This is a genomic window from Agrobacterium genomosp. 13 str. CFBP 6927, from assembly GCA_900012615.1.
In the GTDB taxonomy this organism is placed as follows: domain Bacteria; phylum Pseudomonadota; class Alphaproteobacteria; order Rhizobiales; family Rhizobiaceae; genus Agrobacterium.
In genome coordinates, this window is the sequence record LT009756.1 from 798,263 (window position 1) to 821,056 (window position 22,794).

General features: G+C 60.7%; 24 protein-coding genes and 1 pseudogene. 15 read left to right on the forward strand and 10 right to left on the reverse strand.

The genetic code is table 11. The features are described from left to right. Positions 1-126: 126 nt before the first annotated feature. Together AGR13A_RS03940 and AGR13A_RS03945 are read right to left on the reverse strand one after the other, a co-directional pair. Positions 127-549 carry a YciI family protein gene (locus tag AGR13A_RS03940; RefSeq protein ID WP_080833775.1) on the reverse strand — a complete coding sequence of 141 codons (423 nt, stop codon included), beginning with the start codon at positions 547-549 and terminating at the stop codon, positions 127-129. A gap of 101 nt (positions 550-650) precedes the next feature. Then, entirely contained in the window at positions 651-1,097 is a 447-nt protein-coding gene (locus AGR13A_RS03945) for a MarR family winged helix-turn-helix transcriptional regulator (RefSeq protein WP_035218433.1), read from the reverse strand. Between AGR13A_RS03945 and AGR13A_RS24845 the strand changes: the two genes are divergently transcribed. The 4 genes from AGR13A_RS24845 to AGR13A_RS03960 all read left to right on the forward strand — a co-directional run bounded on the left by AGR13A_RS24845 (position 1,064) and on the right by AGR13A_RS03960 (position 3,371). After that, positions 1,064-1,222 (forward strand): hypothetical protein, encoded by a 159-nt coding sequence (locus tag AGR13A_RS24845; protein WP_162180468.1) that lies wholly within the window; start codon positions 1,064-1,066, stop codon positions 1,220-1,222. The genes AGR13A_RS03945 and AGR13A_RS24845 overlap by 34 nt on opposite strands. Before the next feature lie 25 nt (positions 1,223-1,247). Beyond that, positions 1,248-1,976, forward strand: a complete 729-nt coding sequence (locus tag AGR13A_RS03950; RefSeq protein WP_080833777.1) for a DUF899 domain-containing protein — start codon at positions 1,248-1,250, stop codon at positions 1,974-1,976. 26 nt (positions 1,977-2,002) lie between these two features. Then, on the forward strand, positions 2,003-2,497 hold the full coding sequence (locus AGR13A_RS03955; protein WP_080833780.1) for a DUF1579 domain-containing protein: 495 nt from the start codon (positions 2,003-2,005) through the stop codon (positions 2,495-2,497). A gap of 94 nt (positions 2,498-2,591) precedes the next feature. Then, complete coding sequence (locus AGR13A_RS03960) at positions 2,592-3,371, forward strand: VOC family protein (protein WP_080833782.1); 780 nt, start codon at positions 2,592-2,594, stop codon at positions 3,369-3,371. Between the two features lie 61 nt (positions 3,372-3,432). On the opposite strand, the gene AGR13A_RS03965 is transcribed toward AGR13A_RS03960, so the two are convergent. Together AGR13A_RS03965 and AGR13A_RS03970 are read right to left on the reverse strand one after the other, a co-directional pair. Further along, on the reverse strand, positions 3,433-4,947 hold the full coding sequence (locus AGR13A_RS03965) for an ABC-F family ATP-binding cassette domain-containing protein (protein ID WP_080833784.1): 1,515 nt from the start codon (positions 4,945-4,947) through the stop codon (positions 3,433-3,435). Between the two features lie 572 nt (positions 4,948-5,519). Next, complete coding sequence (locus AGR13A_RS03970; RefSeq protein ID WP_080833786.1) at positions 5,520-7,097, reverse strand: helicase HerA-like C-terminal domain-containing protein; 1,578 nt, start codon at positions 7,095-7,097, stop codon at positions 5,520-5,522. 272 nt (positions 7,098-7,369) lie between these two features. On the opposite strand from AGR13A_RS03970, the gene AGR13A_RS03980 reads away from it, so the two are divergent. Next, complete coding sequence (locus tag AGR13A_RS03980; RefSeq protein WP_035218423.1) at positions 7,370-7,765, forward strand: hypothetical protein; 396 nt, start codon at positions 7,370-7,372, stop codon at positions 7,763-7,765. Between the two features lie 7 nt (positions 7,766-7,772). Here the strand turns inward: AGR13A_RS03980 and AGR13A_RS03985 are convergent, their stop codons facing one another. Then, positions 7,773-8,204, reverse strand: coding sequence for a winged helix-turn-helix transcriptional regulator (locus AGR13A_RS03985; RefSeq protein WP_080833788.1), 432 nt, complete (start codon positions 8,202-8,204; stop codon positions 7,773-7,775). A gap of 115 nt (positions 8,205-8,319) precedes the next feature. On the opposite strand from AGR13A_RS03985, the gene AGR13A_RS03990 reads away from it, so the two are divergent. The 3 genes from AGR13A_RS03990 to AGR13A_RS04000 all read left to right on the forward strand — a co-directional run bounded on the left by AGR13A_RS03990 (position 8,320) and on the right by AGR13A_RS04000 (position 10,825). Further along, positions 8,320-9,078 (forward strand): SDR family oxidoreductase, encoded by a 759-nt coding sequence (locus AGR13A_RS03990; RefSeq protein WP_080833790.1) that lies wholly within the window; start codon positions 8,320-8,322, stop codon positions 9,076-9,078. Positions 9,079-9,158: 80 nt separating this feature from the next. After that, positions 9,159-9,968, forward strand: a complete 810-nt coding sequence (locus AGR13A_RS03995; RefSeq protein WP_080833792.1) for a helix-turn-helix transcriptional regulator — start codon at positions 9,159-9,161, stop codon at positions 9,966-9,968. A 245-nt stretch (positions 9,969-10,213) separates the two neighbouring features. Further along, positions 10,214-10,825 carry a LysE family translocator gene (locus AGR13A_RS04000; RefSeq protein WP_080833796.1) on the forward strand — a complete coding sequence of 204 codons (612 nt, stop codon included), beginning with the start codon at positions 10,214-10,216 and terminating at the stop codon, positions 10,823-10,825. 30 nt (positions 10,826-10,855) lie between these two features. On the opposite strand, the gene AGR13A_RS04005 is transcribed toward AGR13A_RS04000, so the two are convergent. Together AGR13A_RS04005 and AGR13A_RS04010 are read right to left on the reverse strand one after the other, a co-directional pair. Continuing rightward, positions 10,856-11,683 (reverse strand): aldo/keto reductase, encoded by an 828-nt coding sequence (locus tag AGR13A_RS04005; protein WP_080833799.1) that lies wholly within the window; start codon positions 11,681-11,683, stop codon positions 10,856-10,858. Positions 11,684-11,792: 109 nt separating this feature from the next. Continuing rightward, positions 11,793-12,719, reverse strand: a complete 927-nt coding sequence (locus AGR13A_RS04010) for a bestrophin family protein (RefSeq protein ID WP_080833802.1) — start codon at positions 12,717-12,719, stop codon at positions 11,793-11,795. Positions 12,720-12,902: 183 nt separating this feature from the next. Here AGR13A_RS04010 and AGR13A_RS04015 point away from each other — a divergent pair, with 183 nt between their 5' ends. Further along, complete coding sequence (locus tag AGR13A_RS04015; protein WP_080833805.1) at positions 12,903-13,613, forward strand: helix-turn-helix transcriptional regulator; 711 nt, start codon at positions 12,903-12,905, stop codon at positions 13,611-13,613. A 48-nt stretch (positions 13,614-13,661) separates the two neighbouring features. Next, complete coding sequence (locus tag AGR13A_RS04020; protein ID WP_080833807.1) at positions 13,662-14,033, forward strand: VOC family protein; 372 nt, start codon at positions 13,662-13,664, stop codon at positions 14,031-14,033. A 137-nt stretch (positions 14,034-14,170) separates the two neighbouring features. Here the strand turns inward: AGR13A_RS04020 and tam are convergent, their stop codons facing one another. Then, positions 14,171-14,941 (reverse strand): trans-aconitate 2-methyltransferase, encoded by a 771-nt coding sequence (gene tam, locus AGR13A_RS04025; protein WP_080833808.1) that lies wholly within the window; start codon positions 14,939-14,941, stop codon positions 14,171-14,173. Positions 14,942-15,334: 393 nt separating this feature from the next. Between tam and AGR13A_RS04030 the strand changes: the two genes are divergently transcribed. Continuing rightward, on the forward strand, positions 15,335-16,216 hold the full coding sequence (locus tag AGR13A_RS04030; RefSeq protein ID WP_080836517.1) for a branched-chain amino acid aminotransferase: 882 nt from the start codon (positions 15,335-15,337) through the stop codon (positions 16,214-16,216). Between the two features lie 166 nt (positions 16,217-16,382). Next, positions 16,383-18,730 (forward strand): annotated as a pseudogene (locus AGR13A_RS04035) (methyl-accepting chemotaxis protein). A gap of 213 nt (positions 18,731-18,943) precedes the next feature. Here AGR13A_RS04035 and AGR13A_RS04040 read toward each other — a convergent pair. Continuing rightward, entirely contained in the window at positions 18,944-19,831 is an 888-nt protein-coding gene (locus AGR13A_RS04040; RefSeq protein WP_035218401.1) for a LysR family transcriptional regulator, read from the reverse strand. A 96-nt stretch (positions 19,832-19,927) separates the two neighbouring features. On the opposite strand from AGR13A_RS04040, the gene AGR13A_RS04045 reads away from it, so the two are divergent. Then, positions 19,928-20,470, forward strand: a complete 543-nt coding sequence (locus AGR13A_RS04045; protein ID WP_080836519.1) for a GNAT family N-acetyltransferase — start codon at positions 19,928-19,930, stop codon at positions 20,468-20,470. A 4-nt stretch (positions 20,471-20,474) separates the two neighbouring features. Here AGR13A_RS04045 and AGR13A_RS04050 read toward each other — a convergent pair whose 3' ends face one another. Then, the gene (locus tag AGR13A_RS04050; protein ID WP_167377400.1) at positions 20,475-20,849 is read right to left on the reverse strand and encodes a hypothetical protein; all 375 of its coding nucleotides are present in this window, start codon (positions 20,847-20,849) and stop codon (positions 20,475-20,477) included. A gap of 220 nt (positions 20,850-21,069) precedes the next feature. Here AGR13A_RS04050 and AGR13A_RS04055 point away from each other — a divergent pair, with 220 nt between their 5' ends. Further along, on the forward strand, positions 21,070-21,672 hold the full coding sequence (locus AGR13A_RS04055; protein WP_035218399.1) for a superoxide dismutase: 603 nt from the start codon (positions 21,070-21,072) through the stop codon (positions 21,670-21,672). A gap of 145 nt (positions 21,673-21,817) precedes the next feature. Continuing rightward, positions 21,818-22,687, forward strand: coding sequence for a metallophosphoesterase (locus AGR13A_RS04060; protein ID WP_080833812.1), 870 nt, complete (start codon positions 21,818-21,820; stop codon positions 22,685-22,687). Positions 22,688-22,794 lie beyond the last annotated feature (107 nt).

Sequence of the window (22,794 nt, forward strand, 5' to 3'; positions counted from 1 at the left end):
CAACGGCAGCGATGGACAGCACCCTCGCCCCCTCATCCCGCTGCCGCGGACTTCTCCCCCTGGGGAAGAAGAAACAAGTGGCATCCCTACAGTCTAATCGGGCCTAGCCGTAAGTTCGGACAGCGCTTACTGCTTCGCCACGCGCGCACGCAACTCCTCCACATGCGCGGCGATTTCCGGTGTCACCGCATCGCCGAAATCTTCCATTTCAAACATCGGGCGGATTTCGATCTCGCTTTTTTCCAGCATCGGGTTGGGGCAGCGTTTTACCCATTCCACCGCCTCATCCATGTCCTTCACCTGCCAGAGCCAGAAGCCGGCAACCAGTTCGTTGGTATGCGGGAAGGGGCCGTCGATCACGCTGCGGCTGTCGCCGTCAAAAACGATCCGCTTGCCCCTGGAGGAGGGGTGCAGGCCGTCGCCAGAAAGCATGATGCCGGCATTGACCAGTTCCTCGTTGAATTTCCCCATCGCCTCCATCAGCTCGGTCGTCGGCATGACGCCATCTTCGCTGCTTTTGGTTGCCTTTACAAAAACGATGACACGCATTGTCTTTCCTCCTTGGTTGCGTCTTCCCGATAGTTTCGCCGTTCGGCGCGACGGCCCGATGACATTTTCACGGACAAAAGTGGCGATATGCCGCTTTCCTGTCAGCCGAGATCGATGAGATCGCGGCGCAGCCGGTCAGGGTCGCCGCTGCCGATGCGGGCTTCTATTTCGGCATGGGTCTGTTCCCAGATGGGGAAGGCGGCGGTGAGCACGGCCATGCCATCGGCCGTCAGTCGCAGGCGCTTGCCGCGTTTGTCCCTGGGGTCCTGCTCGATGCTGACCAGCCCGCGTCGCTCCAGCGGCTTCAGCGCTGCGGTCAGCGTCGTGCGGTCCATGGCCAGAAGGTTGGCGACCGGCCCCATGGGCGGCGGTTCCGGCCGGTTGAGCGACATCAGCAGCGAAAACTGGCCATTGTTGATGCCAACAGGCTTCAGCGCATTGTCGAACAGCCGCGCAAGCGCCCGCGCCGCACGCTGCGCATGCAGGCAGAGACAGGCGTCCCGCACGAAAAGAGTTGCTGAAAAAGGAATCACGCTGGCGTTTGACATGGGATAAATATGTTGATATCAACCTAATTAGTCAAGCGGAACTTGATGCCCCGCTGATGGTTTTATTGACTTTCAATGCAGAAATAGGCGGTGCGCTGCGTGAGAGCGGAGTGGTGCCGTGGTGAAAGACGGATCCAAGGAGGAAAGATCATGTCTCATCCCGTTGTTTCGAATGAAGAGTGGATTGCGGCCCGCCGCGACCTGCTGGTGAAGGAAAAGGAACTGACCCGCGCCCGCGACCGTCTGAACGAAGCGCGGCGTGCATTGCCCTGGGAAGAGGTGACGAAGGACTATATTTTCGATGCGCCTTCCGGCCCGAAATCGCTGAAGGAACTCTTTGGCACCTGCAGCCAGCTCATCGTTTATCACTTCATGCTGGCGCCCGACTGGGAAGAGGGCTGCACGGGCTGTTCCTTTTTCGCCGACCATGTCGATGGTGCGATGGTTCACCTGAAGCACGGCGATGCGGCCTTCGTCGCGGTCTCACGCGCGCCGCTCGACAAGATCGAGGGCTACAGACGCCGCATGGGCTGGAAGTTTCCATGGGTTTCGGCTGATGGCAGCGACTTCAACTACGACTATCAGGCCTCCTTCCGCGATGAGGATATCGAGAGCGGGGCTATCACCTATAATTACCGTGAAATCGAGCCGATGGGCGACCTGAAGGACCTGCACGGTGTCAGCGTTTTCGCCAAGGGTGAGGACGGCAAGATCTACCATACCTATTCCGCCTATGCCCGCGGCATGGAACAGGCGCTCGGCACGCTGATGCTGCTCGATCTGGTGCCAAAAGGCCGTAACGAAGACGGGGTAATGGATTGGGTGCGTCGGCACGATCAATATGAGGACGAGCCGAAAGCCGCATCCTGCTGCCACTGAAAACAGACAGACGAGGAGGACACAAGATGGAAATGGAAATCGCCAAACCGCAGAAGGAACATGAATTCCTGAAGAGGATTGTTGGAGACTGGGTCATGACCTCCAGTTCCGGCCATGAGGGATATGATCCGGATGATCCGAACCAGCAATTCAACGAGACCGTCCGCTCCATTGGCGGGCTGTGGATCATTGGCGAAGGCACCGGCAAGATGCCTGACGGAACGGAGATGACGGCCGTCATTACGGTGGGTTTCGACCCGGCCAGGGGCAATTTCGTCGGCACCTGGGTGGGGTCGATGATGACCAATCTCTGGGTCTACAAAGGCTGGCTGGAAAATGACGGCAAAACCCTGACGCTGGAAGCGGAAGGGCCTGCCTTTGACGGTTCCGGCCGCATCGACACCTATCACGATGTGCTGGTGCTGCATGACGACAACCACCGCAGCTTTTCCGGCAGCGTCAAGCAGCCGGATGGCACCTTCAAGACCTTCATGACATCGGAATTCCGGCGCAAGGCGTAAAGCCGCGCCGGAATTCATCTGCACCAGAAGCGCCGCCGCATCCCGCAGCGGATAATCGCTGAAACCTCGCACCAAGATCTCCGGAGGAGACGACATGTCCGATACACACGGAAAATTCATATGGGTCGAGCTGATGACGCCTGACATGGAAGCGGCCGCCCGCTTTTATGGCCATGCCATCGGCTGGCAGACCAAGGATTTCGGTTCGCCGGAAATGCCCTATCTCGTGCTGGAAGCCGACGGCAAAGGCATGGGCGGCATCATGGAACTGACCGAAGAACACAAGGGCCAGGGCATTCCGCCGAACTGGACCGGTTACGTCTCCGTCGACGACGTCGATGCCTCGGCAAAACAGTTCGAGGCAAAGGGCGGCTCCGTCATGCGCCAGCCGCAGGACATTCCCGAAATCGGCCGCTTTGCGGTGGTGGCCGATCCCTATGGCGCGGTTCTGTGCATCATGACCCCGCTGCCGATGGACAGCGGCGGTTTCCCCGAAGACATGCAGAGCAAGCAGGGGCATGTCGGCTGGTACGAACTGATGACGGGCGATGTGGATGGAGCGACTGCCTTTTACGGCGACGTTTTCGGCTGGACCAAGGACCATGATTTCGACATGGGCGAAATGGGGCCGTACCGCATCTTCGCCCATAACGGCAAAGCCATCGGCGGCATGATGAAACGCATGCCGCAGGTACCCGTCTGTTATTGGGGTTATTACTTCAATGTCGACGGTATCGATGACGCCGTCACCCGCATCAGCACCGGCGGCGGCAAGGTCGTCAACGGCCCGATGGAAGTGCCCGGTGAGAGCTGGATCGTCAATTGCCAGGACCCGCAAGGCGCTTTCTTCTCGCTGGTTTCGCAGAAGAAATAACAATTCACACCCCTCCCGCCATCGAACTGGCGGGAGGGGTGATTTGCCAGAGGCAGTTAGGTTATGCCGAGGCGAAAAACGCTTCCGGGTCCTCGACCTCTACCAGTTTGCGTTTGTCTATCAGCCAGAAACGGGTTCCGACCGCCCGCACGAAACTTCTGTCATGTGAAATGAGGACGCAGCTGGCCTCACGACCGGTAATCTCCGCCTCCAGCGCTTCCTGCCCTTCAATGTCCAGATGGTTGGTGGGCTCGTCCAGCAGGTAGAAATTCGGCTCCGCCAGCCGCAGCGCCAGCATGGCCAGCCGCGCCTTCTGCCCACCGGAAAGCGTTGCGATGCGGCGCTTCTGCATTTCCATGTCGATCCCCGCACCCGCAAGCAGGCCGTGCACACGCTGGTCGCCAATGTCGAAACGGCGCATCAGGAGCGCGAAGGCTGTGCTGTCGTCATCGATTTCGGCAAGCGACTGATCGACATAGCCTGCTACCAGCGAAGGCGTGGCCTTTATGCCGTCCTGCATCTGGCCAGCATCCGTTATCGCCTGCTTCAGAAGCGAGATCAGCCGCGTCTTGCCGACGCCGTTGCGGCCGAGAATGACGACGCGGTCGCCCTGGCGGATAAATTGCCGGCCGGTGCGGAACAGCAATGTCCCGTCCGGTGTCGAGACAGGGACATCTTCCAGTGTAATCAGGACCTTGGCATGGGTGCCGCGATTGGCGAGCTGGATCTTGCCGGCCGATCGTTCCTGATGTGCAGGCCGCGCTTTTTCCTCCAGCCTTTCGGCGCGCTGGCGCAACTGCTTGGTCTTGATGGTCAGTAGATCGCTGCCGGAATTGATGCCGATATTGTTGAGCTTCGCCGCCTGCCGGCGCAATTGCTGCGCGGTCTTCATATCCCGCTGGAAACGCCGTTCATCGGCGGCATCCTCCTCGGCGAGTGCCGCACGCGCGTGGCTATAGGGCAGGCGGAAGAGCGCCGAATTTTCCGGCCGCAGAAACAGCGTGGTTCTCGTGACATTGTCGAGGAAGGCGCGGTCATGGCTGACGATGACGACCGCCGTATCGCGCGGCAGCTGCCCCAGCCAGTTTTCCAGCACATTGATTTTTTCCAGATCGAGATGGTTGGTCGGCTCGTCGAGCAAAAGAACATCCGGCTCGGTGATCCAGGCCCGCGCCAGCATGGCAAGCCTCTGCCAGCCGCCGCTCAGCTCTTTCAAAAGGCGCTGACGATAAGGCTCCGGCACCATCATGGCGTCGAAGATAATATCGGCGCGCCAGCTCTCATTGTCGATCGCCTCCGCCGGCAGGGCGGAAAGCACGGCGTCCCGCATCGTCTGTTCCAGAAGCGCCGAAGGCAGGTGCTGATGGACGATGGACTGCGTCAGCCCGCGCAGCCGGGTAATATCGCCGCTGGTGGCGTCCAGTTCACCGGCAAGGCAATTGAGCAGGGTGGATTTACCGCAGCCATTCGCCGCTACGATGCCGATGCGGTCTCCTGCATTCACGGTGAGGCTGAGATTGGAGAAAAGCGGTTTTCCCAGAATGATTCCGAGATTGCGAAGCGTGATAAGGGTCATGAAGTCGTCTCTGGCAAACGGACCAGCAACGAGCCGTGGTCCGCCATGGGCAGGACTGCGTTCAGCTCGAGTTGGTCAGTTATGAAAAATGCGCAACCGCAGACATGCTGCTTTCTGCGCGGCCTTTTGGGCAAACCAGAGTGTTGGTGTTCCGGTCAGCCCTGCAAACGCGTCTGCAGGGCAAAAAGGTGGCAGAGCTGGCGGTTGCGCCAGAAGCAGGAAATATCCATGCGAAGCCTCCTTTCTTGAAACGGGTTGAACTGATCGATGCTTAACAGCGGCGGCGTTGGGAGGCAATGGGTTTTGTAACAGGGGGAGGTTAGGGAATGCGGTATGGGCGCGCAGCGACGATTGATCGCCAGGCGCCTCCACTTCCGTCATTCCGGCCTTGAGCCGGAATCCAGCCAGCCCAAGTCATTGGGCTGAAAAGACTCTCTCCGCCACGCAGACGCGTGTCGGCTGGATACCGGCTCAAGGCCGGTATGACGGAAGGAGCTTACGGAAACGCTGTAAGCATGGAGCCTGCCGCACCAGGTGCGACCTTTTCGGTAGACCGGCTGAAACGTATCGCTTTACCGCTTCAAGCTCCCCAATATCCCCCGCACGATAGCCCGACCGACAGAGGTCGCAACCGAGCGGGCCGCGCTTTTCATCGCCGCTTCGATCACCGTCTCGCGCTGGTAGCCGCTCGTCTTGCGCGCGCCGCCATTGCGCGCACCGGTGGTGGAGGCCTGCGTGGGTTCGTCATCGCCGAAGCCCGGCAGGCGCCAGCGTCCCGAGGCGTTGTCGGACTGGTTTGCGGCGTTTTCCTCTTCCGCACGCTTGGCGGCTTCGGCTTCTGCCGCCTTCTGGGCGCGGGCATTGAGGATTTCGAAGGCCGATTCCCGATCCAGATCCTTGTCGTATTGACCGGCGACGGGGCTGACGTCCATCAGCGATTTGCGCTCTGCATCGGTAAGCGGTCCGACGCGGCCAGAGGGCGGACGCACGAGGGTGCGTTCCACGATGGAAGGTGCGCCCTTGTCATGCAGGGTGGAGATCAGCGCTTCGCCGGTGCCGAGCGTCGTGATGGTGTCGGCGGTGTTGAAGGCCGGGTTCTGGCGGAACGTATCGGCCGCCGTTCTCACCGCCTTCTGTTCACGCGGCGTATAGGCGCGAAGCGCGTGCTGCACGCGGTTGCCGAGCTGGGCGAGAACGGTTTCCGGCACATCAAGCGGGTTCTGCGTGACGAAATAAACGCCGACGCCCTTGGAGCGGATCAACCGCACCACCTGTTCCACGCGCTCCACCAGTACCCTTGGCGCATCGTTGAACAGCAGATGCGCCTCGTCGAAAAAGAACACCAGGCGTGGCTTTTCCGGGTCGCCCACTTCCGGCAGTTCCTCGAAGAGTTCCGAGAGCATCCATAGAAGGAAGGTGGCGTAGAGGCGCGGGTTCATCATCAGTCTGTCTGCGGCGAGAACCGAAACCGTACCGCGCCCATCGATGCCGACACGCATGATGTCGGCGATCTTCAGCGCCGGTTCGCCGAAGAAATTCGCAGCACCCTGCTGTTCGAGGACGAGCAGCCCGCGTTGCAGCGAGCCGACCGAGGCCTTGGAAATCAGGCCGAACTGGTTGGAAAGTTCGGTTGCGTTTTCGCCCATGTAGTTCAGCAGCGATTGCAGGTCCTTGAGATCGAGCAGCGGCAGCCCGCCCTGATCGGCGATCTTGAAGGCGATATTGAGCACGCCTTCCTGCGCTTCCGATGCATCCATCAGCCGGGCGAGCAGCAGCGGCCCCATTTCGGCGATGGTGGCGCGCACGCGGTGGCCTTTTTCACCGTAGAGATCCCAGAAGATCACCGGCGACTTGCCATAGGAAAAATCCGTAAAGCCGATCTGTTCGGCGCGTTTCTGCACCCAGTCCTTGGCCTCGCCCTCAGCGGCGATGCCGGAAAGGTCGCCCTTGATATCGGCGCAGAAAACGGGAACGCCGGCCTTGGAGAAACCTTCGGCGAGAACCTGCAGCGAAACGGTCTTGCCCGTTCCCGTCGCACCCGTGATGAGGCCGTGGCGGTTGCCGAATTTCAGCTCCAGATATTCGCCCTTGTTCAGGCTGTCATCCGGATTGCGGCTGGTCCCGATATAGAGCTGTCCGTCCTGCAACATCGACCATTTTCTCCTGCGGCTGACGCGAATTAAAGCGTTACAAGCATGCTTTGACCGCTACCGGTAAAAGCGGCCTTTTCATAGTTTGGTTGTGATGATCTTATAAGGACAGTTTCAAGGCGCAACAACTGCTTGATGGCGATGAAGAAAAACCGCTTCCTGAAAGTTGGGGCATCCGCCCGTCTCCCGCTTGAATGCGGCATGGGATTGTTTTACGTTGACGTTAACGTCAGTTATTCGATGTTGGCGTCGTTTTTCAACAGGAGGCAAGAATGAACGAAGTCGTGGACCAGATCGCCGCAAAGGCGGGCATAGACCCTGCACTGGCCGAAAAGGCCGTCGGCATGATCCTGGGTTTTCTGCAGCGCGAGGCGGCAGACGGTCCGATCGCCCGCATGATCGAAGCCATTCCCGGCGCAAGCGATCTCGTGGCGCAATATAATGGCGAAGGCGCCGGTAATGGCGGTGGTCTGCTCGGCGGCCTGATGAGCGCGATTGGCGGCGGCGGCATCATGGGTCTCGGCCAGCAGCTGATGAGCCAGGGCCTCGGCATGAGCGAGATTTCCACGCTCGCCAAGGAAACCATCGCCGTTGCCCGTCAGCATGCCGGCGATGAGGTTGTCGATCAGGTGATCGCTTCGGTTCCGGGCCTCAGCCAGTTCGCTTGATGCGACGTTATTCCAATGCGGGGCGCGGCGGCTGTTCACTGAACAGGCGCCGCGCCTCTTCTATTTCCGCATGGTGCGTTTCCGCCCAGATCCACACGCCGCAAAAGGCGCTGCCAAGCGTTCTGCCGAGTGGCGTGAGATCATAATCCACATGCGGCGGAATGACGGGGTGCATGGTGCGGCGCACCAGCCCGTCACATTCCATCTGTCTCAGCGTTTTCGTCAGCATCTTCTGGCTGATGGAGCCGACAAGCCTGCCGATCTGCGTGAAGCGCAGGGTGCCGTGTTCTTCCAGCACCTCCAGGATCAGCATTGTCCATTTGTCCGCCACTTTGGCGATGATGTCCTGAACCAGCGCCTCGATGACCGGATCGGTCTCCGTGGGCGGTGGGATCCTGCGCCTGTTCTCGATCGCGGGATCGGCGGCGTGCCGCTTCATTTTTACACTCTCCTTTGGGTAAGTATAATTCTTTTGGGTGCCTACTTACGAATGGAGAGTAGAGTAGCTAATTTCCTGTCATCCCACAAGAACGACAACAGGTAAGGATTTTCCGATGGAAACGACAGGCAACACCATTCTCATCACCGGTGGCGGCTCCGGCATCGGGCAGGCGCTGGCGGAAGCGTTTCACCAGCGCGGCAACAAGGTGGTCATTTCCGGCCGCCGCCAGACCGTGCTGGATGAGGTGACGGCGGCCAATCCCGGCATGGCCTCGGTGGTCATGGACGCGACCGATGCCGATGGCATCCGCGCTTTTGCGGATGATCTCGTGAAGGCGCATCCCACCCTCAATGCCGTCATCAACAATGCCGGCATCATGCGGCCGGAGGATATCGGCGCGGCCCCGGATTATCTGGAGACGGCAGAGGAAACCATCGCCACCAACCTTCTTGCGCCCATCCGGCTGACGGCGGCGCTCCTGCCGCATTTCCTCAAACAGCCTGAGGCCACGGTGCTGACGGTATCCTCCGGCCTCGCCTTCGTACCCATGGTGCTGACCCCCACCTACAGCGCCACCAAATCGGCCATCCATGCCTATTCGGTTGCGCTGCGTGAGCAGCTGAAAGAGACCCCGGTGGACGTCATCGAAATCGTGCCGCCCTATGTGCAGACGACGCTGATGGGCGAGGGGCAGGCAAAGGACGAAAGAGCCATGCCGCTCGAGGCCTTCATTTCCGAAGTGATGGATATTCTGACCAACCGCCCGGAGGACAGGGAAGTGGTGGTGGAGCGTTGCAAGCCGCTGCGTTTTGCCGCCCAGAACGGCAATTTCGATCAGGTCTTCGCCATGATCAACCATCTGCATCCCTAAGTGTTCCTGTCAGGGGCACATGGCCTGCGATGCATGGCCTGTGATAATGTGGCGCTCTTTAAAGGGAGCGCCACGCTTTTATGGGCAACAGCCAATTCCTCATGCCGAAAACCGCCATGCCCGGCATCGCCGCCGTCGTGGCGGATAGCGACCGCGCTTTCCCGCGCCACATGCACGACCAGTTCGGCATTGGCCTTGTGGAGCGCGGCGCGCAGAAGTCGCTCTCCGGGCGCGGCATGGTGGAGGCGAAAGCGGGCCATGTCATCACCGTCAACCCGGGTGAGGTCCATGACGGCATTCCGCTGGGAGAGGGCGGCCGCGCCTGGCGGATGCTCTATCTCGACATCGATATCGTGCGGGATACGATTGCCGATGTCTGCGAAAAGGATCGCGGCAGTTTCGAATTTTCCCATCCCGTCGATATCAGGCCCCTGGCAGACCGCTTCCGGGCGCTTTTTTCAGCCGTGACGGCAACGGATCGGCCGGGCGAGACCCTGCATTGCGATGAGACGCTGCTGATGCTTCTGGCAGGTGCGATGGAAACGGTGGCAACGCCACACGAGACGGCCGCGCCGGGCAGCATAAGACGGGCGAAAAGCAGCATCGATGACGATCCCGCCCGGCCGTTTCGCCTAACCGATCTGGCACGGGAGGCCGGCATGAGCCAGTTCCGTTTCCTGCGATGCTTCGCCAGGGCCACGGGGCTGACGCCGCATAGCTACCTTCTCCAGCGGCGCCTGCATCTGGCCCGGCGTGCACTTGCCAAAGGCGCGCCGCCCGCCGATGTGGCCTTTTCCGCGGGTTTTTCCGATCAGAGCCATTTGAACCGGCTTTTTGTGCGGCAGTTCGGGGTCACGCCGGCTGCCTATAGGGCGGCGTCAGGTCGTTAACAGATAGCTGAAACCTCTCTTCCGTCATGCCGGACTTGATCCGGCACCCAGCCACGGCGCGCCCGCGCCGTGAGACGAGTCTGCCGTGAGACGAGTCTATTGCGATCAAGGACTTGATCGCGCTGGATCCCGGATCAAGTCCGGGATGACGGAATGTGGATGCAACAGCTGCAATTTCATCCAAGACGTCCGCACTCATCCCCCGTCATGCTCAAGCCCTTCACCCTACAGGACTTGCAGCTTTCATGACCCTTGAATTCCTCATCACATCCCTCGTCGTCGCAGCCTCTCCCGGAACGGGCGTGGTTTACACGCTCGCCGCCGGTCTTTCCCAGGGGGCGAAAGCGAGCATTGTCGCGGCCTTCGGCTGCACGCTCGGCATCGTGCCGCATCTGCTGGCGGCCATTACCGGCCTTGCCGCGATCCTGCACGCCAGCGCGCTGGCCTTCGGCGTGGTCAAATATCTGGGTGTCGCCTATCTCATCTACATGGCATGGGACACGCTTCGCGAAGATGGCGCGCTGAAAATTGACGATGGCCAGGAGCACCGCGGGGCGGCATGGGTCATCGGCGAGGCGATCCTGATCAATCTCCTGAATCCGAAACTGTCGATCTTCTTTTTCGCCTTCCTGCCGCAATTCATCGCGCCCGAGGAGGCCTCCCCGACATGGCGCATGGTCGATCTGGGGTTGATCTTCATGGCCATGACATTTCTGGTGTTTGCGCTTTACGGCTGTTTTGCCGCCTCGGTCAGGCGGCAGGTGGTGGCGCGCCCGGCCGTGCTGACCTGGCTGAGACGCAGTTTCGCCGCCGCTTTCGTGGCGCTCGGGGCGAAACTGGCTTTGACGCAGCGGTGAGACCGAGCCGGGCTCACGCTACCGGTTGTCTCAATCGTCCCAATCAGGCGCGAGGTGGCCGGGGCTGACGATGCGGCCGTTCGGTTTGGCAAGCGCGTGGATCGCCTGCATTTCCTCTTCCGTGAGCGCAAAATCGAAAATGTCGAAATTCTCCTTCAGGCGGCTTTCCGTCGCGGTCTTGGAAAGCGCAACGACATCCGGCTGCTGCACGGCCCAGCGCAGGGTCACCTGTGCCGCCGTCTTGCCGTGCCTTGCGCCAATATCCTGCAGCACCGGATCGTTCGGCACCCTGCCATCGGCCATCAGATAATAGGCGGTGACAGAAAGCCCGTTTTTGCGTGCTGCCGAGATCACCTTCGTCTGGTTGAGATAGGGATGGTATTCGATCTGGTTTGTGGCAAGCGGCGTGTCGGACAGTTTAACCGCCTCTTCGGTCAGCGCCACGTTGAAGTTGGAAATGCCGATATTGCGGACCTTTCCGGCTTTGCGCACCTCGTTCAGCGCGCCGATCCGTTCCGCCAGCGGCACATCGCTTTTCGGCCAGTGCAGGAGCAGGAGGTCGACATAATCCGTCTTCAGCTTCTGCAGGCTTTCATCGACGGAGGCTAGGAAATCATCATGCCGGTAGCGGTCCACCCAGACCTTGGTGGTCAGGAAAATATCGTGCCGGGAAATGCCTGATTGCGCGATGACCTCGCCGACCGCACCTTCGTTCTTGTAGATCTGCGCGGTGTCGACATGGCGGAAACCGAGTTTCAGCGCTTCCGGCAGAATGCGCCGCACATCGTCTTCCGGAATGCGGAAGGTGCCGAAACCGAGGGCGGGAATATTCGCGCCATTGGCGTTGACGTGATACATGGGTGTCTCTCCTGTTTCCTGAAAACATGACCGGCTGAGGATGCCGGACGGGGAAGCCGTCTTTTATTAACTGGTGTCCGCCTGATCGGTTTCAACCGGGCGGGCGATGTCACATCAGCACATAATCCACAGGGCGCGGATTGGCCGGAAGGTCGGTCTCGCCCATCGCCTCGCGCAGATTGATCTCGATGGTGGTGGCGAGCGAATTGATCGGCACGGCGTTGAAGCCGGTGCCGAAGGGTTCTTCCAGCTCGTCGGACAGGGCGTCGAGGCCGAAAAATGTGTAGGCGATCAGCGTGCTGGTAAACGGCGTGGCCCAGCCGAGCAGATCGGTGAAGCCGAACGGCAGCAGAAGACAGAACAGATGCGCGGTGCGGTGCAGTAGCAGCGAATAACCGAAGGGAACCGGCGTGTGGCGGATGCGCTCGCAGGAGGCAAGTGCCGCGCCCATCTGCTGCACGGTGGCATCCAGCATCTGCAACTGGATATCGCTGATCTGTCCGTTTGCGTTTGCGGTGACAAGATCGTTTGAAATCCCGCGCAGGAGCATTTCCGGCCTGTTTCGGCTGCGGGCATAGTGCTCCGTCAGATCATCCGGAATGAGACCGGCAATATTGGATTTCTCCCCGCCGGGGCGCAGATGCGAAACCAGCTCGTGGCAGAAGACGATGGCGAGATCGATGATCCGGCGGCGCGGGACGGGATCGGCCACATCCTGCCGGCTTTCCAGCATGGCGCTCTGCCGCGCCAGCGTGCGCGCCACGGTCATCAGCATGCCCCATTGTTTGCGGGCTTCCCACCAGCGGTCGTAACAGGCATTGGCGCGAAAGCCGAGGAAGACCGAAAGGGCGATACCCAGCAGCGAAAACGGCGCGCCATTCAGCGCCTGCACCAGATCGGGCCGGTCCTTGTGCGCCCAGACGACCAGCGTCGACAACAGGAAAACGGCAAGCACCTGCGGAAAGATGCGGACGATGATGGAGCCGCGCACGATGATGAAAAGTTGCAGCAGGTTCGGTTTTGGACGAACGATCATGGCGGAGACTCGAAAATGCCTGTGAGCTGGGTGGTGAGGGAGGCGAAAACCACGGAGCATATCTACATAATGGCAGGCTGCTATTGTCCACCCTTTTTTACATGATTGCACCTGGCGGCAGGCGGCGTTACCTGTCGGACAGGCAAGATCGGAAACGGCCGATCGGAATGGGGAGGAGATTGCGTGTCGCGCTCACAACGGCTTCTTGATCTGTTGCAGATCCTGCGGTCCCACCGCATGCCGGTCAGCGGTGCTGCCCTTGCCACGCAAACCGGCGTCAGCCTGCGCACGCTCTACCGTGACATAGCAACGCTTCAGGGACAGGGTGCGGATATCGAGGGCGAGGCGGGCGTGGGTTACGTTCTGCGTCCCGGTTTCCTGTTGCCGCCGCTGATGTTCTCGCAGCAGGAGATCGAGGCGCTGGTGCTCGGATCGCGCTGGGTGGCGGGACGTGCCGATGCGGGGCTGGCTGAGGCCGCCCGCGCCGCGCTCGTGAAGATCGGTGCCGTTCTGCCCGATACCCTGCGCGAGGAACTGGACAATTCCACCCTGCTTGTCGGTCCCGGGCAGGCATTGGCCGCCATCCGCGTCGATCTCGCCGCCATTCGCGATACGATCCGCAAGGAAAGCAAGGTTGTATTGACCTATCGCGATGAAAAGGGAGAGGCGACGGAGCGGGTCGTCTGGCCCTTCGCGCTTGCTTTTTTCGATCTTGTCCGGGTCATGCTGGCATGGTGCGAGACGCGGCAGGATTTCCGCAGTTTCCGGGCCGACCGCATCGAGAGTTTCCACGTGACGGACAAGCGTTACCCCCGCCGCCGCCAGGCCCTGCTGAAGGAATGGCGCGAGCGGGAAAAACAACGGCGGCGGCAGTACCATGCTGACAAAAACTGACAGCAGGCGGGTCTAGAAGCAGTTCATCCGCAACCAAGGAGAACAGCCATGACGACCCACCCCGACTTTACCATTCTCTACGTCGATAACCCGCCGGCCAGCACGGAATTTTACAGGGCGCTGCTGGGCGCGGAGCCCGTCGAAGCCTCGCCGACATTCTCCCTGTTCGTCCTCCAGAACGGCATGAAGCTTGGCCTCTGGTCGCGCCACACGGTGGAGCCGAAGGCGTCGGTCACCGGCGGTGGCGGCGAACTTGCCTTCCGTGTCGAAAGTGATGCGCAGGTGGATGGAACCTTTGCCGAATGGAAGGCGAAGGGGATCGCCATCTTGCAGCAGCCCGCCAGAATGGAATTCGGCCACACATTCACCGCCGCCGATCCCGATGGCCACCGCCTCCGGGTTTATGCCTTCGCGGGCTAGAGATAATGCTTTTTGCCGTCGCATTTCACGCTCTCCTCATCCCTGTGCCTGTCACAGGGATTCAGCCAGCCCAAGTCCTTGGGCTGAAAGGATTATGATGCGCCAGCACGGGAAAACGCTGCGTCGCGCCCCCTGCGCTACTTCTTCACCGCCACCACGAAAAGCCGGGGAAAGCGCAGAAGCAACCGGCCATCCGCCATCGGCGGATAGGCAGCCCTGATGCGCTGCGTATAGTCGGCGAGGAAGGCCTCGCGGTTTTCCTCGCCGGCGGCGGCGAGATAGGGGCGCAGCCCCGTGCCCTTGACCCATTCCACGATGCTTTCCGCATCCTTCATGGGGTGGTTGTAGATGGTGTGCCATACATCCACCCGCGCGGATTTGGGCGCCAGCGCATCGAAATAGGCGGCGGGCGAAGGCAGGGGCTTGCGGCGCAACTTGCCATCAGCAAACGTCTCCTTCCAGGTGCCGTTCGCGCCCGTTTCCTCCATGGCGCGATGTGTCGGCTCCTGCAGATTGTCCGGCATCTGCACGGCAAGAACGCCGCCGCTTTCCAGCTCGTCCATCAGCCGCGAAAAGACGGCAAGATGATCCGGCACCCATTGGAAAACCGCATTGGCATAAAGCAGGTCGGCCTTCTGGGCCGGCTTCCACTGGGCAAGATCGGCCTTGCCGAAGCGCGTGGTCGGCAGCCGGTCCGCCGCTTTCTCCAGCATGTCGTCGTCGCTGTCGATGCCGGTAATGACGTTGACGCCGTAGCGATCGGTCAGAAGCTCGGTGGAATTGCCGGGACCACAGCCGAGATCAAAGCCGTTCAGGACCCGCTCCAGCGGCACCTGCGCTAGAAGATCCCTTGCGGGACGTGTCCGCTCGTCTTCAAATTTCAGATATTGCTGGGCGGACCATGCCATGATTTTCTCCTGCTGAAATGTCGCATCCGGACGGGCGAACGAGGATGCGCAAAGGGCGCCGCGGGCGCCGTGAGATCACCAACATCGCACGGGTAAAATCGCCCCGCCATCATCCGATGCATGAATTATTGTGATGAATCTATTCATCAACCTTTTGTTTCACCTCACAAAACATCTTTGACAGGGCGTCTCGTTGTTATTTTCCATCAAAATCAAAGATCGTGGCAATTAAAACTTGACCTCTCTCGGTCAGAGGCATTCACTCCCGCCGATTTCCAGAGCATTCCCGGAAAAAGCGCGAAGCGCTCTGCATTCGGAAATGTACCAAGACAGAGAGACAGAGCCTTGTCGCTTTTCGAAAGAAAAGCGGCGATGCCCGAGACAGGAGCCATTATGAGCGTCGATACCGCACCCCGATCAACCACCTGGACCTATGTTGACGGTCAATGGCTGCCCGGCAATCCGCCGCTCATCGGCCCGACCTCGCATGCCATGTGGCTGGCCTCCACGGTGTTCGACGGCGCGCGCTGGTTTGATGGCGTGGCTCCCGATCTCGATCTGCATTGCCAGCGCGTCAACCGCTCGGCCACCAATATGGGCATGAAGCCGACCATGACGGCGGAAGAGATCGAGGCCCTGGCGCTGGAAGGCGTCAAGAAATTCGATGGCAAGATCGCGATCTACATCAAGCCGATGTATTGGGCCGAACATGGTTCGGTCGGCAGCGTCGTTGCGCCTGACGCCAATTCCACCCGTTTTGCGCTCTGCCTTTTCGAAGCGCCGATGGATGCCGGCAAGCCGCTGACGCTCACCGTTTCGCCGCTGCGCCGTCCTTCGCCGGAAACTGCGATGACGGATGCCAAGGCCGGCAGCCTTTATCCCAATAGCGGCCGCGCCATTCTGGAAGCCCGCTCGCGTGGTTTCGACAATGCGCTGATGCGCGACATGAACGGCAATGTCGCCGAATCCGCTTCGTCCAACATCTTCATGGTCAAGGATGGCGTTGTCCTTACCCCCGTTCCGAACCGCACCTTCCTTGCCGGTATCACCCGCTCGCGCGTCATCGGCCTTCTGCGTCAGGCCGGTTTCGATGTGCGTGAGGCGACACTTTCGGTCGAGGATTTCCGCGAGGCGGATGAAATCTTCTGCTCGGGCAATTATTCCAAGGTTTCGCCTGTCGTGAAGCTGGATGAGCGGGAGTTGCAGGCAGGTCCGGTCGCGCGCAAGGCGCTCGATCTTTATATGGACTGGGCACGTCTCGGCGCCGACGTCTGAGGTCAAAGACCGCTATTTCAAAAACCGCGGCGGGTTCTTAACCGCCGCGGTTTTTATTTTGGACCGGCGACATTATCCCTTGAAAATCCGGGGGTAAATTTAATCTAATTTTATAGAAGCACCCTGTAGCTTGCGGCATTACCGTTTTGGGCTATGGGGGCCGCCAATGTCTTTCAGCATACGCAATATACTTGTGAGTTTTTTTCTGCTCGTCGGCGTGGCGCTTGCGGGTTTCGTGGGCAACGGCATGTGGCAGTCGGTGAACCGCGCCCGCACCTTTTCCGAAGTCGCGCAGCTCGTCTCGCTCGACAAGCTTCTTTTCAACGCATTGCTGAATTTCCGCAGCGAACGGGGCAACAGCGCCTCGGCCCTGACCGTCGACCCGGCGAAAACGGCCAATACCATCGCCAGCGTTCAGGCTTCGCGCCAGAAGGTGGACGCGGCCATGAGCGCCTTTCTCGAACAGTCCGCAGCGCTTGATCAGACCGGGCTGCAGGCGCCGCTCAGCCGCGTGAAGGATATTTACAAGCAGTTTCTGGAACTGCGCAAAAAAGTCGATGCCAACGTCACCCTGCCGCTCGACCGCCGCGAAAGCGGTCTGGACAAGACCGTGCTGGCGCTCGGGGCTGATTTCCTGACAGCGCTTGAGGCGGGATCGACGGCGATGGAGGGCGAAGTCCGCTCGCTGGACCAGAGCCTGACCGGCCTCATTCAGTTGCGGTCCTACGGCTGGTCGGCACGCGCGCTCGGTGGCAGCGCCACCGTCATCATCAATGCGGTCGTGGCCCAGCAGCGTCCGCTGACGGCGCAGGAAACCCAGCAGCTCAACAATTTCGATGCCGGCGCAGCCTTTGCCTGGAAAGCCACCGGCGAACTCGTCGCGCATCAATCGACGCCGCAATCGCTGAGGGACACCTATGCGGTTGCCGACAGGACCTATTTCAAGGGCGATTTCGTCACGCAGCGCGCAAAGCTGATTGACGATCTGAACAATGGCCGCACCCCGGCCTTCACCATCGACACATGGCGCGATACGGTAACGGCAAGTCTCGATACGATCGCGAAAATCGCCTCCGAAGCGATGGATGTTCTCAACGCCAACGCTGAAAAGGCAAAACAGGACGCCTTTATCGGCTCCATGGTTTACCTCGCTGCCTTCATCTTCACGCTGGGCATCTGCATTCTCTGCCTCGGCGTCATCGTCGGCCGCGTCACCCGCCCGATCAGCCGCCTGACCAATGCGATGATGGAACTTGCCAACGGCAACCTCTCCATCGACGTGCCCGGCGCCAAACGCGGTGACGAAATCGGCGAGATGGCCCGTGCGGTGGAGATTTTCCGCGAGGCGGCCATTCGCAACCGCGAGCTGGAGACGCAGGCCGACACCAATCGCGAGAAGGCCGAGCGCGACCGTGTCGAATTGCAGCAGCGCGCCGAAGCCGAAGCCGAGGAGCGGTTGAGCCAGGCCACCGGTTCGCTGGCCGGCGGCCTTCGCCGTCTCGCCTCCGGCGACATGGTCTGCGAGATCGCCACGCCTTTCGCCCCGCAATTCGAGGCGCTGCGGCATGATTTCAACAGTTCCGTCGTTCAGCTGCGCGAGGCGCTGGCAAGCGTCGGCAACTCTGTCCACACGGTGAATGGCGGTGCGCACGAGGTTTCCTCTGCGTCTGACGATCTTTCCCGCCGCACCGAGCAGCAGGCCGCCTCTCTTGAAGAAACAGCCGCCGCTCTCGAAGAAATCACCGCCAATGTCTCGGCCACCTCGAAGCGGACCGGCGACGCGCGCGACACGGTAAGGGAAGCAAGGGCGAAGGCCGATCTCTCCGGCAAGGTGGTGCGTGATGCCGTCTCGGCCATGGAGCGTATCGAGCATTCCTCGCGCCAGATCGGCCAGATCATCGGCGTCATCGATGAGATTGCCTTCCAGACCAACCTTCTGGCGCTGAATGCCGGCGTCGAGGCGGCGCGGGCAGGTGATGCCGGCAAGGGCTTCGCGGTCGTGGCGCAGGAAGTGCGCGAACTGGCGCAGCGCTCCGCCAACGCGGCAAAGGAGATCAAGCAGCTCATCAACGCCTCTGCCATCGCCGTCAGCGAGGGCGTGAAGCTGGTCGCCGATACCGGCGTCGGCCTCTCCGAAATCGAGCAGCTGGTGCTGTCCGTCAATGCCCATATGGATGCCATCGCCACGGCGGCGCAGGAACAGTCCGCCGGTCTCGCCGAGGTGAATACCGCCGTCAACCATATGGATCAGGCCACGCAGCAGAACGCCGCCATGGTCGAGGAAATGAACGCGGCCGGCGCAGGGCTGGCGCAGGAATGCGCCAATCTCCAGGCGCTGCTGGCACAGTTCCAGCTCGGCCAGCAGGCCTCCGCCCTGCATGAGACTGCAAGGCAGATGCAGCGCGCCGCAAGCCCGGCTCGCGCGCCTGCCGCTCCCGCTCCGAAGGCCCGCCCGGTTGCCGCAGTGGCAATGCGGCGCTGGCCGTGAAGGGCGATGAGTGGACGGAGTTCTGAAGGCGATCCAGCGTTGGATATGGCAAGTAACCAGTATCCGCACTCCGTCACCCCGGACTTGATCCGGGGTCCAGTGCGGTCAAGTCCTTGATCGCGAAAGAGTCCTCTCACGGCGCAGACGCGCCGTGGCTGGATGCCGGATCTAGTCCGGCATGACGGAAGAGAAGTGTCCCATCAACAGGCCGAGGCCCGCGTCCTCACCCGGCGCGGGCCTCATCGTTTCCGCAGGTCGGGCAAGGCAGCGGCAAGCGCCCTGAGCGGCGCAGTCATGTGTTTGTCGCGCCTCAGCGCCAGCGCGATCCTGCGCTCCAGCGGCGGTTCGAGCGAGCGCCATTCAAGACCGGATGCCGCGCCCTCATGTTCCACGGCCATGCGCGGCACGACGGCAAGACCTAGACCCGCGCCCGCCAGCTTCTTGATGGCCTCGACGCTGCCCAGCTCCATGGCAGGCTGCACGGTGCGGCCGCTCATCGAAAACCATTGATCCACCAGCCTGCGGGTATTGCCGCCTTCGTAAAGCAGCAGCGGTCGCGTCGAAAGCGCCTCCGCATTCAGCACCGTTTCTTCAGGAACGGAGCCGTGTGGGAAAACCGCCACCAGTTCGTCGAGATGGATATCGCTGATATCGAGGCTGCGGCCGCTGGCGGGCAGGGCCACCACCGCCGCATCGATCGTGTTGGCCTCCAGAAGCCGCAATATATCGTGGGTATTGCCGGTCTGCACGACGATGTCGATGCCGGGCATGGCCTGGCGGATCCTGCCCAGCACCGGCGGTAGAAGATAGATGCAGGCGGTGGCGCCCGTGCCGATGCGCAGGCGTCCCGTAACACCGCTGCGATGAGGTGCTACGGTATCGATGGCATGCGCCACTTCTTCCGCAATCCGCCTCGCATGGATGAGAAAATCCCGGCCCGCCGCCGTTGGCTGCGCGCGCCTGCCGACCCTTTCGATCAGCCGCACGCCAAGCTGCTTTTCAAGCAGCCTTATGTGCAGGCTGATGGCCGGCTGCGTCAGCCCCGCCTTGTCGGCGGCGGCGGAAAAACTGCCGAGATCGGCCACATCCATGAAGCTGCGCACCTGTCGCAGATCGAGATCCATCATCAAAGAAAACCTTATCGTTTGTATAAGACAGATAATCTTTATTTTGGCTGCGCCGCAATGCACAATGAGGCCGTGAATGATCCGCAGGACAAGAGAATGACCCTTCCCACCGTTTCCAGCCTTACCACCCGCCCCTGCGAAGAGGCGGATATCACAGCCATTACCGAAATCTACCGGGATGCCGTGCTGCACGGCCGCGCCAGTTTCGAGATCGATCCGCCGACCGCGGAGGCGATGGCCGAGCGCCGCCGTCTTCTGGTCGCGGGCAATTACCCCTATCTCGTCGGTGAGTTCGATGGAAAGATAGCCGGATATGCCTATGCCGGCGCCTATCGCGCACGCCCTGCCTATGGCGCGGCGGTCGAGGATTCCGTTTATATCGATCCGGCGATGAAAGGCTTAGGCATCGGCCGCAAGCTCCTCGATGCGTTGATCGAGGAGGCGAGCGCCCGGGGCTTCCGGCAGATGATTGCCGTCATCGGCGATTCGGCCAACGCCGCCTCGATCGGCGTGCACCGCGCCGCCGGTTTCGAGCATGTCGGCACCTTCAAATCCATCGGCTGGAAACATGGCCAATGGCTGGACACGGTGCTGATGCAGCGTGCACTGGGCGAGGGCGATACCACGCCCCGTTTCTGAGAATTCAGGGCTTGGTGGAACCGGGAATTTCAACCTTCAGCGTATCGCCGGCAAGCTCGCTGCCCAGTTCCACGGCCTTGGTCTTCTTGTCGTAGACGCAGATATGGCTGACAGTCGCCTCTGCTCCCCCGTTCTGACCGGTTGACTTGGCCTTGCCGGTGATGATGGCGAGGCCGTAATTCTCGCTGCCGATCGGATCGACCACGGCCTTGGCGTCTTCGATCATGTCTTTGCCCGCGCCAAGGCACGCCGTCTGCACATCCGCCACGAATTCCTTCCACGCATCATCCGAAGATGCGGCGGCGGGCAGCGCCAGCGATGAGAAGGCGGCAACAAGGAGAAGCTTTGGGGTGATGGAGCGGATCAATGGGCGGGTCATGGAATTTCCTTCCTGCAATTTCGGCAAAAGCGAACCGATAGGGTGGAAAACGGTACGCCAGGGTTGTGAAACAAATGTGGTGGCGGCTTCACGGAGAGGAATTTTCTCTTTTGTCGGAACATTTTGATATTTCGCAGGTTGCCCAAACGGAGCTTCGCTCCTATGGTCCGCTCACACGGTTTCTAGGAGCGGTAACCCGCTGCAAAAAGGAGTAAAAACCATGGCCTTCGAACTTCCCGAACTCCCCTACGACTACGACGCGCTTGCACCCTACATGTCGCGCGAGACGCTCGAGTTCCATCACGACAAGCACCACAAGGCATATGTCGACAACGGCAACAAGCTGGCTGCTGAAGCCGGTCTTTCCGACCTGTCGCTCGAAGAAGTCGTGAAGAAGTCCTTTGGCACCAATGCCGGCCTCTTCAACAACGCTGCCCAGCACTACAACCACGTTCATTTCTGGAAGTGGATGAAGAAGGGCGGCGGCGGCAACAAGCTGCCGGGCAAGCTGGAGCAGGCATTCGCCTCCGATCTCGGCGGTTACGACAAGTTCAAGGCTGATTTCATCGCTGCCGGCACCACGCAGTTCGGCTCCGGCTGGGCATGGGTTTCCGTCAAGAACGGCAAGCTTGAAATCTCCAAGACCGCAAACGGCGAAAACCCGCTGGTTCACGGTGCAGAGCCGATCCTCGGCGTCGACGTGTGGGAACACTCCTACTACATCGATTACCGCAACCTGCGTCCGAAGTACCTCGAAGCCTTCGTCGACAGCCTCATCAACTGGGACTACGTCCTGGAGCGTTACGAAGCCGCCGCCAAGTAAGGCTTGCGGAACGGAATTTTTTGGAACACCCGGCTTTCACGCCGGGTGTTTTGTTTTCAGGGCCTGATACCTCCGGCCGGCCGCATCCGGCATCTTGCCCGGTTTGTCACAAGCCTGTCATCAGCCGGGTTTATCGCGGCGCATCATGACTGAAAAAATCACACCTCTCTTCTCCTTCGGCATCGTCGCCGACCCCCAATATGCCGATGCCGATCCCCGCCCGGAAATGGGCCGGTATTATGCCGAGAGCCCGAAGAAGCTCGCGCAGGCGATCGATGCCTTCAACCGCGAGGACCTGGCCTTCGTGGTGACGCTGGGCGACATCATCGACCGCGGATTTGAAAATTTCGACGCGATTCTCAGCGTTTACGATGGGCTCCGTCACCCTTCGGTCATGCTCCCGGGCAATCACGATTTTGCCGTTGCCGCCGAGCACTTGACGGCCATCCATGCCCGCCTCGGCATGTCTGCCCCCTGGCATGATTTCGCCATCGGCGCGATACGCTTCGTGGTGCTTGACGGCAACGAGGTAAGCCTCTTTGCCCCGCCTCCCGGCGATCCGCGCCGCGCGCTTGCCGAAGAGCGGCTGAAGCGCCTGCAGGAAGCGGGTGCGATCAACGCCCAGGACTGGAATGCGTCGCTTAGCGACGGACAATTCGAATGGTTGCGGACCGTTCTGCAAAAGGCCGATGCGACGGGTGAAAAAGTCGTCGTTCTCTGCCATTATCCGCTCTATCCGGAAAACGCCCATAATATGTGGGACGCACCGCGCATCCTCGATCTTCTGGGCGCACACCCTTCGGTCATCGCATGGTTCAGCGGCCACAATCACAATGGCAATTACGGCGTGCTGGGCAACACCCACTTCGTCAACTTCAAGGGCATGGTGGATACACCCGACCAGAACACCTTCGCCATCGCCGATGTCTTTGCCGAACGCATCGTCATTCGCGGCTTCGGGCGCGAAGAGGATCGGGTGCTGGAACATCTGCGGCAGAACGCTGCCGTAATTTGAAGCCAGCACACCTCTCTCGACCCTCATTTCTGTGCTTGTCACAGGAATCCAGCCAGCCCAAGTCCCTGGGCTGAAAGGACCTCTCCTGCCGCGCAGACGCGCGTCGA